The organism is Nitrococcus sp., assembly GCF_059432795.1.
This window is the reverse complement of the sequence record NZ_JBXWZQ010000001.1, coordinates 1-15,714: the sequence shown is the minus strand read 5'-3', so window position 1 is coordinate 15,714 and position 15,714 is coordinate 1. Positions and strand designations below refer to the sequence as shown.

The window sequence follows — 15,714 nt, the reverse complement described above, 5'->3', positions numbered from 1 at the left end:
CGGCGCAGCACTCCGGTGCACGGATCGGCTCGCTGAGAGCGCTTGCTACGGTGGAGGCGCGATGGGGGCCGGCATCGTTGCCGCCGCCCCCTTGTATCCTGGCGTCAGCGGGTGCAGATAGATTTCATCGGGCATCGAAATGAGAGCGCACGGCCCGTGCCTTATGGTCATGAGAGAGGGTGCCCTATGGATAGGTTAGCCGAGCATCGTCGGCGGGTGTCGGCCCTGCAACGTGCGCCGTTCTGGCCGGAGCCGGTGGACGAGGTCGAGGTGATGGAGACGCACATCTCCACGGTGCTGCTCGCCGGTGAATATGCCTATAAACTCAAAAAGCCGGTCAACCTCGGGTTTCTCGATTTCACACCGCTCGAGAGCCGCCGCTATTACTGTGCCGAGGAAGTTCGCCTCAACCGCCGTTTGGCGCCCCACGTCTACCTCGATGTAACCCCCGTGACCGAGGATGCAAATGGTCCGCGAATCGACGGTGACGGGGAAGTAGTGGATTGGGCGGTCAAGATGCGCCGCTTTCCGCAGTCGGTACTGCTGGGCAACCGCGTCGAACACGGGCGTCTCGAACGCGAGCTGATCGAGCGTCTGGCCGATAGGCTCGCCCGCTTCCACTCGGAGACGGGCATCGCCAAGGACACCCGCCACGGTGCCCCGGAGCGCATTGGCGAGCACGCGCTCGATAATTTCGGCGTTCTGGAGCGGGCCTTTTCCGGAGAGCGGGAAGTGAGGCGGCTGCAACGCCTGCGCCAGTGGACGCAGGAGGCGGCGCAACGCCTCGCCGAGACGTTCGAACGGCGCCGTCGCGAAGGTCATGTGCGCGAGTGTCACGGCGACCTGCATCTCGACAATATTATCGCGTGGCAAGGCGAGGTGGCCGCCTTCGATTGCATCGAGTTCGACCCGGATCTGCGATGGATCGATACCGCCAACGACATCGCGTTTACCGTGATGGATCTGCACTTCCGCGCGCAACCAATGGCCGCCCATCATTTGCTCAATGCCTATCTGGAGATCAGTGGCGATTACGGCGCGCTGAGGGTCATTCGGTTTTACACGAGCTATCGCGCGCTGGTGCGCGCCAAGGTCAACACGCTCTTGCTCGAAGAGCAGAGCGCCGAGCCCGGAGCCCGAGAAACGGCTTGGAAACGTGTCGAGCGCTATCTCGAGCTCGCCGAATACCTCGCGTACCCGGATCCGGCCAATCTCGTGATCACCTGCGGCGTGACGGGATCCGGCAAGAGCACCGCCGCGCAAGCGCTGGTGGAACGTTTTGGCTGTATCCGCCTGCGCTCGGACGTCGAGCGCAAGCGCCTGCTGGGTCTCGAAAGGCACGCGCAGACCGGGTCTGCTGTGGGCAAGGGCGCCTACACGCCCGACCAAACCCGGCAAACCTACAAGCGGTTGCGCGAACTGGCCGCGGAGGTCCTGAACGCCGGTTTCCTGCCGATCGTCGACGCCACCTTCCTCGAACGCGCCGAGCGTCGCCGCTTTGCCGAGCTTGCCAAGGAACGCCGGGCCGCATTCGCAATCCTTGCGCTCGAAGCTCCGCCGGCGCAACTGCGCCAGCGAGTCGAACAACGGCACGCCAGTAATCGGGACGCTTCGGAGGCCGATTTGGCCGTTCTCGACACTCAGCTGCGGCAATGCCACGCCTTGGATGCTCAGGAACGCGCGTGCGCGATCCCCGTCGACTCACCGGATGGTGGGTCGGCGGGTGACAGTCCTTCTCCATATCTATAAATCAAATTAACTCATTCATTGAATTCAATGATATTAAATGGTTAATAATAGTTATGATTCCGCGAATTGCGGCTTTCACCGCGACCATGAAGCCGAACGCTTGCGTGCTTGGGAACTAACCCGTATATCTTGCTAGGCAAGCTGGACACGGCCGCGCGATGAGGCGGTATGACACAAGCAAAGGCATCCGTATCCGAAGAGCCCATTACCGACCCGCGGCAGCTGGTTGACTATTTCGTCCGGGGGGGCAAGCCCGAATCGCGCTGGCGCATCGGCACGGAACACGAGAAATTCGTGTTCCGCCTGGCCGACCGGCGGCCCGTGCCTTACGAGGGCGAAGCCGGGATTCGTGCCTTCCTTGAAGCCATGACAGCGTTCGGTTGGGAGCCGCTGCTGGAGGACGGCCAGGTAATCGCGTTGCAGCGCGGCGCGGCGGCGGTGACCCTTGAGCCGAGCGGGCAGCTGGAGCTATCGGGAGAGCCGCTGGCGAATCTTCACGAGAGCTGCGAGGAAGTAAATGCCCATCTCAAGGAGGTTCGGCAAGTTGCTGAAAAACTTGGGCTGGGATTGATCGGCCTCGGCTTTCAGCCGCTGTGGCGCCAAGACCAGATGCCATGGATGCCGAAAGCCCGCTACGCGATCATGCGCCGCTATATGCCGCGACGCGGGGCGCTCGGGCTCGATATGATGACTCGCACCTGTAGTGTGCAGGTCAACCTCGATTATCGCGATGAAGCCGACATGGTGCAGAAGTTGCGCGTCGGCCTGGCGCTACAGCCGCTCGCGAGCGCGTTGTTTGCCAACTCACCCTTCTATGAGGGGGCGCCGAGCGGCTATCTGACCTATCGCAGCCTTGTCTGGACCGATACCGACCCGGATCGATGCGGCATCCTGCCATTCGTCTTCGGCGACGACATGGGCTTCGAGCGCTACGTCGAGTATGCCTTGGACGTGCCCATGTACTTGGTTCGCCGGCAGGGTCGGTATATCGACGCCAGCGGTCAGTCGTTTCGCGATTTTCTTGCGGGCCGCCTGCCGGCCCTGCCCGGGGCCGTGCCGATTCTGAGCGACTGGGAGGATCATCTCACGACGCTTTTCCCCGAGGTGCGGCTCAAGCAATTTCTGGAACTGCGCGGCGCGGACGCGGGTCCTTGGGGCCGATTGTGCGCGCTGCCTGCCCTGTGGGTCGGGCTGCTCTACGATGAGGGGGCGTTGGAGGCGGCGAGCCGGCTCGTGGCGGATTGGTCGCAGCAGGAACGCCAGGACCTGCATGCCGACGTGCCGCGTTGGGGGCTGCAAACTCAGTTTCGTGGCCAGCGCCTGCAGGAGCTCGCCCGAGAGGTGCTCGGCATCGCCGAGCAGGGCTTGCGCCGGCGCGCTTGCCTCAACGAAGCCGGGGTTGATGAAACCCGCTATTTGAGGGAATTACAGGAGATCGCGGAAACGGGCCTTACGCCCGCCGAACGGCTGCTGGATTCCTGGCAAGGGCGTTGGCAGCGCAGCGTCGATCCGGTATTCGATGAGCATGCCTACTGAATCGGTGCTAGAAATCGAGGACTTGGGGTTTGACCAGCTGAAGGTAGTCCTGCCAGGCGAGCAGCATGACTTCGCTCTGCGAGCCGGCATTGAAGGCGATTTCCCGCGCTTGGGCAAAATCCCGGCTGACATAGGTTTCCATGCCGAAGAGGTTGCCGAACGGCGGCATGGCGCCAAGCTCGCAGCTGGGAAAACGATTCTGGAATTCTGATTCCGAGGCCAGCACGACGCGCTGGGCACCGACGCTTCGCGCAAAGGCCGGTAGATCCAGCCGGCGCATGGCCGGTATCGCCACCAGGGCCAAACAGTCATCCACACTGACCGTCACGGTCTTGGCGAAATACCGTCCGGAGACATGCGCCGCTTCCGCGTTTCCCTGTGCGGTGAATGCCGGCGAGTGCTGAATGATCAAATAATTGATCTCGTGGTGATTGAGAAACTGTTGCAGCTGCTGAGCAGGCATCGCCGTACCCGAGTCGTTGCAGGTGCCATGGGGGGTCTTCGCGACCGTGCCGGCCGTGACGATGCGCCAGCGGCTTGCGCGGCAATGCGGGATAACCCGCCGAACCGAAGCGCTTCGATCAATTAACAAGCGTAGTCGATCCTGTGCCCCCGTGCTGTTTGTGTTTTCGCCCATAGTGCACGCCAAGCAGCCGGCGTTGCACTCTCTGGGGCGGCCGGGCAAGCGCGTCAGTAGGGGGCGGCAATGCGGGTGCATACCTCAGTTGCCATAGAGATGGCAGGTCGCCGATTCGCCGGGAGTTCACATGCAAGCGGTATTCTTGGATCGCTCATCGTTGGGCAGTGATAAGATGAATTTCAGTAAATTGGAAGAGATACTTCCTAATATACATTACTTCGCAGCGACCGCAGACTCGCAAGCCGCCGCGCGTATCGGGCTGGCCGATTGCGCGATCGTAAACAAAACGAGGCTCGACCGCCGGGTCATCGCGCGCTGCCCGCGACTGCGGCTGATCTGCGTTCTCGCAACCGGGACGAACAACGTCGACCTGGAGGCCGCGGCCGCCCGTGGGATAACGGTGGTGAACTGCCGCGACTACGGCACTGCCTCGCTGGTGCAGCACGTTTTCATGCTCATGCTTGCGTTGTCGCGCCGTTTGTTCGCCTATGCGCGGGACGTGCGGGACGGCGCCTGGGCCCAGGCCAGCGAGTTCTGCCTACTTACGCATCCGATCGAGGAGCTTGACGGCCAGGTGCTCGGCATCGTGGGTTACGGCGAGATCGGTCGGCGGGTCGCTCAGGGCGCCCGAGCATTCGGTATGTCGGTGCAGGTGGCGCAGCGACCCGGCGCCGCGCAACCCGAATCCGGGCGTGTCGGGCTGCCGGATCTGCTCGAGCAGGTCGATGTCCTCAGTCTGCATTGTCCGCTTACGCCCGAGACCCGGGAGCTCATCGGAGCGCGGGAGTTCGCCCGGATGAAGCGCACGGCGCTGCTGATCAATACCGCGCGCGGTGGGATCGTGGAAGAAGCCGCGCTTGCCGATGCACTGCGCTCGGGCCGGATCGCGGGTGCCGGAATCGATGTGCTCACGGAGGAACCGCCGCGGCAGGGCAACCCCTTGCTCGCGCCGGATATCCCCAACCTGATCGTAACCCCGCACTGTGCCTGGGGCAGCCAGCAGGCCCGCCAGCGGATCATCGATCAAACCGCGGAGAACGTGCGCGGCTGGCTGACCGGGCAGCCGCTTCGGGTCGTCGCCGCTGCGAGTGGGGTGGAGGGAATGTGACGGGCTGGCTGCAACGTTGGCGACGCGAGCGCATCCTTGCCCGGCAGCGTATACCGCAACGGCTCTGGGAAGAGATCGTCGCCGCGCAGCCGCTGCTCCGCCGCTTGCAGGAACCGGCGCAGGCGCGGCTGCATGAGCTCGCGACGCTGCTGATGGCGGAAAAGCGTTTCTACGGCGCCGCGGACTTCGAGGTGGAAACGCGCCACGCCGCAACCATTGCCGGGCTTGGCTGCCTGCCGGTGCTGGAGTTGGGGCTCAAGTGGTATCGCGGTTGGTATAGCATTGTGGTCTATCCAGGCGAATTTCGTGCCCGGCATGCGTATCGCGATGATGCCGGCGTGGTTCACGAGCAGGTGGCGGAGCTTATCGGAGAGGCGTGGGACTCCGGTCCGCTGGTGCTTTCCTGGAGCGATATCCAAGCGGGCGCCGAGCTGAACGGCTACAACGTGATCCTGCACGAGTTCGCCCATAAGCTCGATATGCTTAACGGCACGGTCAACGGCATGCCCCCATTGCACCGGGGCATGTCGCGGCGGGACTGGACCCGCGCGTTCACGCAAGCCTGGGATCACGCCGAGTCGGTTAGGACGGCGGGAGGGGAACCGGTGCTCGATGACTATGCCTTGGAATCGCCCGGTGAGTTCTTCGCGGTCGCCTGCGAAGCCTTCTTCGAGCTGCCCGAGCGGCTCCGCTTGGGCTACCCCGCGGTCTACGAGCAACTGCGCCGGTTTTTCCGCCAGGACCCGCTCGCCTGACGGCTCACGGTCGGAAACATGTCAATTTCCAACTCTATAGGGAGGCAACTACGATGAGCGAGCTTGCAGTTGTAACCGGGGGGGGGACAGGCATTGGGCGCGCGATCGTGCAGCGGCTGGTGGCGGGAGGCCTGACGGTAATCGTGGTCGGCCGGCGCAGCGGCCCGCTCGAGGAGCTTTCCCGGTCCCATCCGGAGCGCATCGAGCCCACGAGCGCGGATGTGGCGACCCGGCAGGGGCGGGAAGCCGTGGCGGAGGCGGTCGCGGGGCGCAACGTGCGCTATCTGCTGCATAATGCCGCCGTACTGGAGCCAGTGGGTCCGCTGGCGACGGTCGAGCTGGAGGAATGGCGCTACGCTCAGGCCGTTAACGTCGAGGCGCCGCTTTTCCTCACCCAGCGCCTGCTGCCCTGCCTGACCGGCGGGCGCGTTCTGCATCTCTCCTCGGGCGCGGCGCATCGTCCCATTGCCGGCTGGGGCGCCTACTGCGCCTCGAAGGCGGCGTTGCACATGATCTCCCGTGTGCTGGAGGTCGAGCTTGCCGGGCGGGAAATCGCCGTGGGCAGCGTGCGCCCGGGGGTGGTGGATACGCCGATGCAGTCACTCATCCGCGAACAGGACAGTGAGCGCTTCCCGGACGTGGAGCGCTTTCGGGAGCTCAAGCGCACCGGCGGGCTGCATTCCCCGGAAGCCGTGGCTGACTTCGTTTGGCAATTGCTCACCGGCACCACCAGCGATGAGTTCACCGCGCAGGAATGGGACATCGATGAGCACGCGGCACGGTTCGGACGCTGAGCGCGCTTCCCCCGGCCCGCGTACGCGGACACTGCGAATTCGAGGCTTGCGTTACCGTATCCACGAGTGGGGCCCCCGCGACGCTCCCCCGTTGCTGCTGCTGCACGGCTGGATGGACAGCGGGATCACTTTCCGCTTCCTCGTCGACGCCCTGGGCCCAGGCCGGCGCTGCTTGGCACCGGATTGGCGGGGTTTCGGCGGCAGTGACCGAGCGCCTGGCGGCTATTGGTTCGCCGATTACCTCGCCGATCTGGATGCGCTGCTGGATGCACTCGCGCTGGAGCAGCCCGTGAGTCTCCTCGGGCACAGCATGGGCGGCAACGTGGCCGGTCTCTACGCGGGAGTGCGCCCGCAGCGGGTGCGGCATTTGATCTCGGTCGAGGGCTTCGGCCTCGCGCCGAGCGAGCCGCAGGACGCCCCGCAGCGTTATGCGCGGTGGCTTGACAGTTTGCGCCAGCCGCTGCGGCCTCGGCGATTCGATGATTACGCCGCGCTCGCCGAACAGCTCATGCGTCGGCATCCGCTGCTTGGGCGCGAGCGCGCCGCGGTACTGGCGCGCGATGCGGCCTACACTTCGCCCGACGGGGTGTATCTGCGCGCCGACCCGGCCCACCAGCGGCCCAACCCGGTGCTCTATCGTTTGGAGGAGGCGATGGCCTGCTGGCGGTGCACCACCGCATCCGTGCTCTGGGTCTATGGCCAGCGCTCGACCTACATGGCGCGGCTGCGGGCGTTGGGTGACTGGGCGCAACGCCGCGACTGCTTTCGCGATTTCCGCGAAGCGGCGATCGTGGAATCGGGACACGCCGTGCACTACGAGCAGCCGCACGCGCTGGCAGAGGTTGTCACCTCATTTCTGCGCGCTCACTAGCCCGTAAGCGCGGCCCTCGGCGACAAGGAACCGACCCCTCGTCTCGCATTAGGCGCGAACCGGGTGACGGCAGGGGTCGACTACCGGGTTCGGGACGGTGCGCGGCGGGGCGTTTTGAGCTCGCGCACGACATCGCTGAGTGACTTGAACGTGACGTCCGCGGCCGGCTCGGGCTGGATGGTGGTGTGCGTGATCGCGTAGTCGTGCCGGAGCAGCTCCTGTATTGCGCTAAGCAACTGCGGCCAGCGGTGCATGTCGCGGATGTAGATATGCGCCGACAGCGCGTGGTTTCCCGAGGCGAGCGTCCAGATGTGCAGATCGTGCACCTCCTCGACGCCCTCGAGTTCCGCGAGCGTACGACCGACCTCGGCGAGGTTGACGTGCGGCGGTACCCCTTCGAGAAACACATGCAGGACCTCCAGCAACAGCTTGCTCGTCGAAGCCAGGATCAGCAGACCGATCAGCAAGGAGAGCAACGGATCGATAGCCACCCAGCCGGTAAAGAAGACCACCGCGCCGCTCGTCAGCGCAGCCCCCGAGCCGAGAAGATCGCCCAGCACGTGCAGGATTGCCCCTCGCGTATTGAAGCTGTGCGCGCTGCCGTGCAGTACCCGCAGCACGAGCAGATTGACGCCCAGGCCCACCGCGGCAACGATCATGACCGCTCCGCCGGCAACCGGCGGTGGCGCCGCGAGCCGCTGCACGGCCTCGTAGGCGAGCCAGCCCACCACGCCGAGCATGAAAAGCGCATTGAGTAGACCACCGATCAGTTCGAAGCGTTGCAAGCCATAGGAGTGCCGCATCGTCGGGGGATACCGGCTGAGCCAGGCGGCGAGCGCACCGACACCGAGCGCGAGCGAGTCGGTGGCCATGTGTCCGGCATCACCGAGCAAGGCGAGCGAGCCGGAGAGCAAGCCGCCGATCCCCTCGATCGCAGCGAACAGGAGCGTTAGGACCAGGCTCCACAGCAAAACGCTGCTATGACTGTGCGTGTTATCCCGTGACGGCGAATGGGGTGGCACTATGGATCATTCCCTTTGGTCCGAATGCAAGTCACTAGCATTTATCAGCATAGAACCTATAGTCGTTGTAAGTTCAAGCGGAAACACCCGATGTCGAACAGGCTCTCGATCGGCGATCTTTCCCGTCGCACCGGCTGCACGGCGCAGACCATCCGCCATTACGAGCGTATTGGCGTGATGCCACCGCCGCAACGCACCACCGGCAATCAGCGCCGGTACACCGCGCGTCACCTCGATCGCCTGAGTTTCATCCGTCACGCCCGCGAACTGGGGTTCAGCCTCGAGCAGATCCGGGAGCTGCTGACGTTGACGGATTATCCGAAGCAATCTTGCGCGGAGATCGATCGCATCGCCCGCGTGAACCTCGCAGCCATCGAGAGCCGCCTCCGGCGTCTGGAATTGTTGCGCCGTGAGCTCAGGCGTGTGGCGAGTGCCTGCCGCGGCGGCCGCGTGGCCGATTGCCGGGTGATCCGCGTGCTCTCGTTGCACGATCGATGTGAGACCGGACATGGCCGTTCTGCGGAGGCATTCGAGGAGGACTGATCGCCGTCTGATAAACGACTCGCGCGCGTTACACCTCGCGAAATGGTCTATGGTTTGGTTGGGGGGGTGAGCCGTCGCGGCCTGCACCCGAGCGTAAGCCCTCGGGGGGGTGGGCACGCTTGAGCAAAATCTAATACTAATGGAGACGCAGCAATGCACGGATACTCGTCAACTCGACTCGTTATGTCTCTCACCCTTGCCACCGGTCTATTTGCCGCGGGGCTCGCACTTGCCTCGAGCCACGGCGCGAAACAGCTGCAAACCGCCCATGAGCATGCCACCTACGCCGCCAAATCGGGCACGCTGGAGAAGCATCAAATGCACCTTCAGCACGTCGTCAACTGCCTGGTTGGCAAGGAAGGCGAAGGCTATGACGACTCGGCCGGCAATCCGTGCGACGGCATGGGGGAGGGCGCGATCCACGACATGAGCGGCAGCGAGGCGGCGAACAACATGCTTAAGCAAGCCGCGCAACTCGCGCGCATCGGCACGCAAATGGAATCCGCCGAGGCCACCAACCACGTCGCGCAAGCGGTCGTGGCGTTGTTGCAGGAGGCGAATCAGCAGAACTAGGAGTTCCCAACCCGCTCCGCGCAGTGAGGGCGCCGCCCGGGCCGCACGGTCGGTCGGGCGGCGTTGACAGCGCGAATGTCGCCCCCCCGCCGCGCGGAGTAATTCGTCTGGGACGATGACGTAGGAGAATACTTCCGCTCTGCTGGGCGAGAGCGGGAGCTATGACAGCGCGGAAGTATTGATATAGCGGGAGTAATGTTCATGAGCGTCGACGAAGAGCGGCTGAATCAGTTGCTGGAGCGCGCCGTGAGTGATTTCGGCGCCGCCTGGCACGCTCCGCTGGTGGTGATCGGCGATCGGCTGGGTCTTTATCGGGCACTCGCCGAAAACGGCCCGATGACCTCGGCCGAGCTTGCCGCTGGTACGCAGACCCATGAGCGCTATGTGCGCGAATGGTTGCGCGCGCAGGCGGCCGGCGGTTACGTAAGCTACGATCGCGCGAGCGAGCGTTATTTCATGAGCCCGGAGCAGGCCATGGTGCTGGCGGACGAGGAAAGCCCCACGTTTCTGGTCGGGGCGTTCCAAGGCGCCGTGGCAGGCCTGCTCGCAACGCCGAAGATCGAAGCCGCCTTCCGCAGCGGCCAAGGGGTCGGCTGGGACGAGCACGACGCGGAACTGTTCCGCGCCACCGAGCGGCTGTTCCGCCCCGGCTATGCGGAGTATCTGGTGCGTGATTGGATTCCCGCCCTCGACGGCAAGGCCGATCGGCTTGCCCAAGGGGCGCGCGTGGCCGACATCGGCTGTGGGTTCGGCGCCTCGACCATTTTGATGGCACAGGCATTCCCGGCGTCCCGCTTCACGGGTTACGACTACCATGAAAATTCGGTTCGCATCGCGAGCGAGCGTGCGCAGGCCGCGGGTGTGGCCGATCGCGTGCGCTTCGAGGTGGCGGGTGCCAAATCGTACAACGGTGGCGACTACGACCTGGTCGCGGCCTTTGATTGTCTGCACGACATGGGCGACCCGATCGGTGTCGCCGCTCATGTGCTCGAGACGCTCGCGCCCGAGGGAAGCTGGATGATTGTCGAGCCCTTCGCCAACGACCGGGTCGAGGAGAACCTCAATCCGGTCGGCCGCGCGTTCTATTCGGTATCCACCATGGTCTGCACGCCGTGCTCGCTCGCCCAGGAGGTCGGGCTCGGGCTGGGCGCCCAGGCCGGCGAGGCGCGGCTGCGCGAAGTGGTCACCCAAGGCGGCTTCAGCCGTTTCCGCCGCGTGGCGCAGACGCCCTTCAACCTGATCTTCGAGGCCAGACCGTAACAGAAACCCAGGAGAGGCGGTATCAGGCCGAATCACGATCCGGCGGCGCCATGAACTCGGGGCCCACCGGAGCGCTGATGTGCCTCGCGAGGATCTCGTCGATGGCGCTCATCGCCGCCTCGTCGAGATGCCAGTCCAGCACCTCGGCCATGCCGAGAAGCTGCTCGGGTCGCCGAGCGCCCCAAAGCGCGACCGTCACCCCCGGCCGATCGAGCAGCCAACGCAGCGCCAAGGCCATGACATTTTTGCCGTAGCGCTGCCTGGCGAGCTCATCGAGCGCCTGCACGGCTGCAAGATACTGATCGAAGCGCGGCGGCTGAAATTTGGGGTCGTCCTGGCGGAGGTCGTCGCCGTGAAACGTCCGCTCACGGCTCATTCGGCCGCTGAGCAACCCCCGGCAAAGCGCGCCATAGGTGATCGCGGCGATGCCCTCGCGGCGGCAGTACGGCAGCACGTCCTGCTCGATCTCGCGCTCGAAGAGATTGTATGGTGGCTGACTGGCGTGCAGCGGCGCGGCCTCGGCGAAGGCTTCCATCTGCGCGGGCGAGAAATTGGAGACACCGATTGCGCGAATCTTGCCGGCCCGGTAAAGCGACTCCATGGCCTTGGCCGTTTCTTCGATCGGGGTCGACGGATCCGGCCAATGGATCTGGTAGAGATCGATATACTCCGTTTGCAGCCGCCGCAGCGAATCATCGACTTCCCGCATGATGCGCTGGCGGCTCGCGTTGCGCCAGATGCGGCTGCCATCCGGCGCCCATTCGAGCGCCACCTTGGTGGCGAGCACGGCCCGGGCGCGACGGTCGCCTTGCGCAAGCGCCCGCCCGACGATTTCCTCCGAGCAGCCGAAACCGTAGACGGGCGCCGTATCGATGAAGGAGATGCCCTCATCGATTGCGTGCTGAACCGTCTCGATCGCGGCCCGCTCGTCGCTGCCGCCCCACATCCAACCGCCGATCGCCCAGGTGCCGAGCCCGATTCCCGATACCTCGATGCCGGTCCCGGCAAGGGTTGTATGCTCCATTGAACCTCCTGGCCGCGCCACCCCACACAACCGCGCAAGCCGCGCCGGTGCAGTCGGAGACGACTATGGGCCCAAACGCTGGAGCGCGGGGGACGAGCTAAAAACGCGGCGGCGCCGATTGCCCGCGCCCGCCCATTTGAGCGAGCATGCGGATGGATTGGCCGAGCTGCTCGGCATAGCCGTACCAGAATTCACTCTGCTCCGGGGTGAGATGCTCGTCGAGCGTCGTGCGAAACAGCGTCAACCAGTCATCCACCAGAGCGTCGGTGACGCCGACGGGCATCTGCTTGGCGAGCACGTGGTACTGGTCGTTGCGGTAGCGCTCGCCGCCCATGGTGATCCACCAGAAATGGCTGAGCCGGGCGATGTGCTCCGGCCAGTCCTTGACGCGCTTGAACGGCTCGGCAAGGGTAGGGTGGCTTTGTACGCGGCCGTAGAAATCATCCACGACGCGACAGACGGTTTCGTGGTCGATGGGTTGATGCGTGCGCTGGCCCATAACGGGAATTGCCCATAACGGAAATTCACCGAAATGATACGTGGAATGACGCCCACGGCCAAGGGCGGTCTCAGCGCTACGCGCGGAAAAATCTCTATATCGCAATAACTTGCATGCGGATCGGGCCGTCACGACATGCCGGTCGGCACACTCTCATGAGAGACTGAGTAGTTGTGTGCCGGACCAGGGGCTCGCCGCGCGCCAGCGAGCGGCATGGCCCGCGAGCCGACGTATTGTCTGACCAGCGGTGAATCCCGCCGCTTGCCGCAGGGAGAGAGGTCCGTGCGCCATACGATTCTGGTAACGCGTCCCGTGGCGCGGCGCATGGCGCTCGTTGAAGCCGCCCGCGAACGCGCCCACGGGCGTCAGGTGCTCAATCCCGGACAGGTGGCCGCTCGGCTCGCCGGTGGGTTCCTGCAGACCGTGCGGCCGGATGCCGTGCAGGAGGCGCTGCGTGAGGTGCTCGCCGACGAGTGCGTTGCTCTGGGGGAGCTGGAGGGCATTCGTCGACTGCCCGGTATGATGCGCGCTGCGAGCCGATCGCTGCGCAGCAGTTGGCTGGCGGGGCAGGAGCTGAGCGTTCTGGCGGTACGCGGCGGGGCTCGAATGCAGGCCATGGCGCGCCTGGAGCGCGCGGTGCTGCAACGGCTGCCCTTGGCGATGCAGCGGCCGCAGGAACTGGTCGCACAAGCCCTGCAACGAATCGAACGGGCTCCCTGCCTGCTCGGCCCGCTCACGCTGCGTGGGGTAGCCGATCTCGATCCCGTCTGGCGCCCCCTGTTGCTCGAGCTGGCGCAAGTCGTTCCCGTGCGCTGGGAGGGCGCGGCGGATGTCCGACCGCGCTGGACGCGCAACGCCGCGCGATTGGTCTGGGGAGAAACGGCCCGGGAGCAACCGGAGATAAAGCGGTTTTCCTGCGCCAACCCACGCCACGAAGCCCAGGAGGCGCTGCGCTGGGCGCGGGAGCTGATCGCCACCGGCACGGCGCGGCCCGAGGAGATCGCGATTGCCGCACCGGCGACGGCGCTCTGGGAAGCGCACCTCGCGGCCATCGCCGGCGACGCCGATCTGCCGGTCGCCTTCGCCGCCGGCCGACCCGCCCTGTCGAGCGCCGACGGGCAAGCGGCGGCCGCGCTCGCGGAAATTCTCCTCAAGGGGCTGAGCCGCCAGCGGGTGCAGCGGCTGGTGAGCCTGATCCACGGTCAGACGGCGATGACCGAGCGCATTCCGGTCTCGTGGCGGGATCTCGTGCCCAAGGACGCGCCGCTGCTGCAGCTAAGCCAATGGCAAGCCTGCCTGGCAAATGCCCGCGAAGGCGACTGCCGGGAGGAGGCCGAGGCCTTGCTGGCGCTCGTCGAGCAGCTCGATCGCGGCCTCGACACGGCGGAGATCGCCGCAGAGCGGTTGCTGGCGGGGCGCGCGTTGGGCATTTGGCGCAAGGCACTGCGCGAGGGTCCACCGCGGGCACTGGACGTTACGTTGCAGGGGATTCGGCTAACGGACGAGCGGGAGCCGGCCGTGTCGATCCTGTTCGGCCCGGCCGCCGACCTCGCCGCCTGCCCGCGCCCCTATGTCTGGCTGCTCGGGCTGACCGGCCGCGGCTGGCCGCGGGCCCGGCGGGAGGATGCGTTGCTGCCCGCCCATGTCATCGAGCCGGCGCGGCTCGATCCCGTTCCCGTGACCGAGCGCGATCGCAGGGATTTTCAAGCGATTCTGCGCACCACGGCGCGACAAGTGGTCCTTTCGCGCGCCCGCCGCGATGCCGAGGGCCGGGAGAATGGCGAGAGCGCGCTGCTGCGCGCGGTCGATGCGGTAGAGGAAATCTATCTCCACCGCGAACGAGTCCCGGCGCATGCGGTCAGTGAATCGGATCGGCTGCTCGCCCGGCCGGAGGAGTTCGCGGCGCACCCCCGCGCCCGCAGCGCTCGCGCCTGTTGGATCAACTGGCATCTCCCGCAGCTTACCGCTCACGACGGTCTGCTGCGCGCGGGCCATCCCGCGTTGCGCCGCGCATTGGCGCTGCCGCTGTCGGCAACGCGGCTGCGCGCGCTGGTCCGCGATCCGCTGGGGTTCGTATGGCGCTATGTTCTCGGCTGGGAAGCGCCGGTCGCGGAGAAGGCGCCGCTTGCACTGGACCGCCAAAGCTACGGCAACCTCATGCACAAGGTTCTAGAGCGCGCTCTGATCCGCCTCGAAGATGCGCAAGGCCTGGCCGGCGCGGCCCCCGCGGAGATTGCGGGCGCGGTGGAGGCGGCGCTCGCGGCCGCGGTGGCCGAGCACGAGGTGGAGGAGCCCACGCCGCCACGGCTGCTGTGGCGCCAGGCGCAGCGCGAGATCCGGGAGCTGGCCATCGGCGCGCTGACCTACCCGGAGCCGGCTCTGCGCGGGCAGTGCTCCTTCGCCGAAGTTGCATTCGGTCTGAGAACGAGCCGCTCGCCCGAGACCGGGCGTCCGGCCCCTTGGCCGAGCACTGCCGAGGTGCGGATCCCGGGCACCGAGCTCAACATTACCGGCAGGATCGACCGGCTCGATCTCTCCGCCGACCGACGCGCCGCCCGGGTCACGGATTACAAAACCGGCAAGGCGCCGGGCGCGGGCCAGGAAACCCTCGTGCGCGGCGGCGCAGAGCTGCAACGCTGCGTTTATGCCTTCGCCGTTCAGGCCATGCTCGGGCCGGAGGTCGAGGTGGACGCGCGTCTGCTCTATCCGGGCGAGCCGGCTCGCTTGCTCAGCATGGCGGCAGGCGCGGCGCGGCTCGAGGAAATCGCCCGGTATTTTATCGCCGCTCATGATCACGTGTTGGCCGGTCATGCACTGCCGGGGCCGGGAACCGCCGAATTCGACGGCGACCCGTTGCGCTTCGTTCTGCCAGGCAATGCCAAGGCCATTTATCTGGAGACGAAACGTCCGCTTGCCGCTGACCGGCTGGCGCCGTTACCGGAGCTTTGGGAGCGGCCATGAGCGAGCTTGTCGATCAGCAGCAACGCCTGCAAGCGCTGACCGCCATCGATTCGACGCTGCTCGTCGAGGCCGGCGCGGGCTCAGGCAAAACGGCGCTGATGGCCGGGCGCATCGTTTTCATGCTGGCGCAGGGCATCGAACCGGGTCAGATCGCGGCGATCACGTTCACCGAGCTGGCCGCCGGGCAGCTGCTGACGCGCATTCGCGGTTTCCTCGAGCGCGCGTTGCGTGACGAGATCCCGCCTGAGTTGCGCGCCGCTTTTCCGCACGGCCTGAACGAAAATCAGCGCGCCGGGCTCGCCGCGGCCCGCGAGCGGCTTGGCGAGCTCACCGCCACGACGATCCACGGCTTTTGCCAACAGATCGTGCGGCCGTATCC

15 protein-coding genes are annotated in these 15,714 nt (G+C 65.7%); 11 read left to right on the top strand and 4 right to left on the bottom strand.

Annotated features, from left to right (window positions below):
• The first annotated feature begins 186 nt into the window (after positions 1-186).
• Positions 187-1,749, top strand: coding sequence for a bifunctional aminoglycoside phosphotransferase/ATP-binding protein (locus AC52Q4_RS00075; RefSeq protein ID WP_495534751.1), 1,563 nt, complete (start codon positions 187-189; stop codon positions 1,747-1,749).
• Between the two features lie 168 nt (positions 1,750-1,917).
• Positions 1,918-3,285, top strand: coding sequence for a glutamate--cysteine ligase (locus AC52Q4_RS00070; protein ID WP_495534750.1), 1,368 nt, complete (start codon positions 1,918-1,920; stop codon positions 3,283-3,285).
• 7 nt (positions 3,286-3,292) lie between these two features.
• Here the strand turns inward: AC52Q4_RS00070 and AC52Q4_RS00065 are convergent, their stop codons facing one another.
• Positions 3,293-3,922, bottom strand: coding sequence for an aminoacyl-tRNA deacylase (locus AC52Q4_RS00065; protein ID WP_495534749.1), 630 nt, complete (start codon positions 3,920-3,922; stop codon positions 3,293-3,295).
• A gap of 130 nt (positions 3,923-4,052) precedes the next feature.
• On the opposite strand from AC52Q4_RS00065, the gene AC52Q4_RS00060 reads away from it, so the two are divergent.
• From AC52Q4_RS00060 to AC52Q4_RS00045, 4 genes are read left to right on the top strand one after another with little or no spacing between them, the layout of a single operon-like run.
• Entirely contained in the window at positions 4,053-5,033 is a 981-nt protein-coding gene (locus AC52Q4_RS00060; RefSeq protein WP_495534748.1) for a 2-hydroxyacid dehydrogenase, read from the top strand.
• Positions 5,030-5,788, top strand: coding sequence for a M90 family metallopeptidase (locus tag AC52Q4_RS00055; RefSeq protein WP_495534747.1), 759 nt, complete (start codon positions 5,030-5,032; stop codon positions 5,786-5,788). Before AC52Q4_RS00060 ends, AC52Q4_RS00055 begins: the two co-directional genes overlap by 4 nt.
• A gap of 53 nt (positions 5,789-5,841) precedes the next feature.
• On the top strand, positions 5,842-6,582 hold the full coding sequence (locus tag AC52Q4_RS00050; protein WP_495534746.1) for an SDR family NAD(P)-dependent oxidoreductase: 741 nt from the start codon (positions 5,842-5,844) through the stop codon (positions 6,580-6,582).
• Positions 6,583-6,628: 46 nt separating this feature from the next.
• Positions 6,629-7,453: an alpha/beta fold hydrolase gene (locus AC52Q4_RS00045; RefSeq protein WP_495534745.1), complete on the top strand. Its 825-nt coding sequence runs from the start codon at positions 6,629-6,631 to the stop codon at positions 7,451-7,453.
• Positions 7,454-7,533: 80 nt separating this feature from the next.
• Here AC52Q4_RS00045 and AC52Q4_RS00040 read toward each other — a convergent pair whose 3' ends face one another.
• Complete coding sequence (locus AC52Q4_RS00040) at positions 7,534-8,475, bottom strand: cation diffusion facilitator family transporter (protein ID WP_495534744.1); 942 nt, start codon at positions 8,473-8,475, stop codon at positions 7,534-7,536.
• A 90-nt stretch (positions 8,476-8,565) separates the two neighbouring features.
• Here AC52Q4_RS00040 and AC52Q4_RS00035 point away from each other — a divergent pair, with 90 nt between their 5' ends.
• From AC52Q4_RS00035 to AC52Q4_RS00025, 3 genes are all read left to right on the top strand, one after another.
• A complete protein-coding gene (locus AC52Q4_RS00035; RefSeq protein ID WP_495534743.1) occupies positions 8,566-9,018 on the top strand; it encodes a MerR family transcriptional regulator in 453 nt (150 codons plus the stop codon).
• A gap of 183 nt (positions 9,019-9,201) precedes the next feature.
• Entirely contained in the window at positions 9,202-9,591 is a 390-nt protein-coding gene (locus AC52Q4_RS00030; RefSeq protein WP_495534742.1) for a hypothetical protein, read from the top strand.
• 201 nt (positions 9,592-9,792) lie between these two features.
• Positions 9,793-10,851 (top strand): class I SAM-dependent methyltransferase, encoded by a 1,059-nt coding sequence (locus AC52Q4_RS00025; RefSeq protein ID WP_495534741.1) that lies wholly within the window; start codon positions 9,793-9,795, stop codon positions 10,849-10,851.
• A 22-nt stretch (positions 10,852-10,873) separates the two neighbouring features.
• Here AC52Q4_RS00025 and AC52Q4_RS00020 read toward each other — a convergent pair whose 3' ends face one another.
• Positions 10,874-11,875, bottom strand: a complete 1,002-nt coding sequence (locus AC52Q4_RS00020; RefSeq protein WP_495534740.1) for an aldo/keto reductase — start codon at positions 11,873-11,875, stop codon at positions 10,874-10,876.
• Between the two features lie 97 nt (positions 11,876-11,972).
• Positions 11,973-12,374 (bottom strand): group III truncated hemoglobin, encoded by a 402-nt coding sequence (locus tag AC52Q4_RS00015; protein WP_495534739.1) that lies wholly within the window; start codon positions 12,372-12,374, stop codon positions 11,973-11,975.
• 213 nt (positions 12,375-12,587) lie between these two features.
• Here AC52Q4_RS00015 and AC52Q4_RS00010 point away from each other — a divergent pair, with 213 nt between their 5' ends.
• Positions 12,588-15,335 carry a PD-(D/E)XK nuclease family protein gene (locus AC52Q4_RS00010; protein ID WP_495534738.1) on the top strand — a complete coding sequence of 916 codons (2,748 nt, stop codon included), beginning with the start codon at positions 12,588-12,590 and terminating at the stop codon, positions 15,333-15,335.
• Positions 15,332-15,714: UvrD-helicase domain-containing protein (locus tag AC52Q4_RS00005; protein ID WP_495534737.1), on the top strand; the 383-nt coding region annotated here is incomplete at its 3' end. The genes AC52Q4_RS00010 and AC52Q4_RS00005, both read left to right, overlap by 4 nt.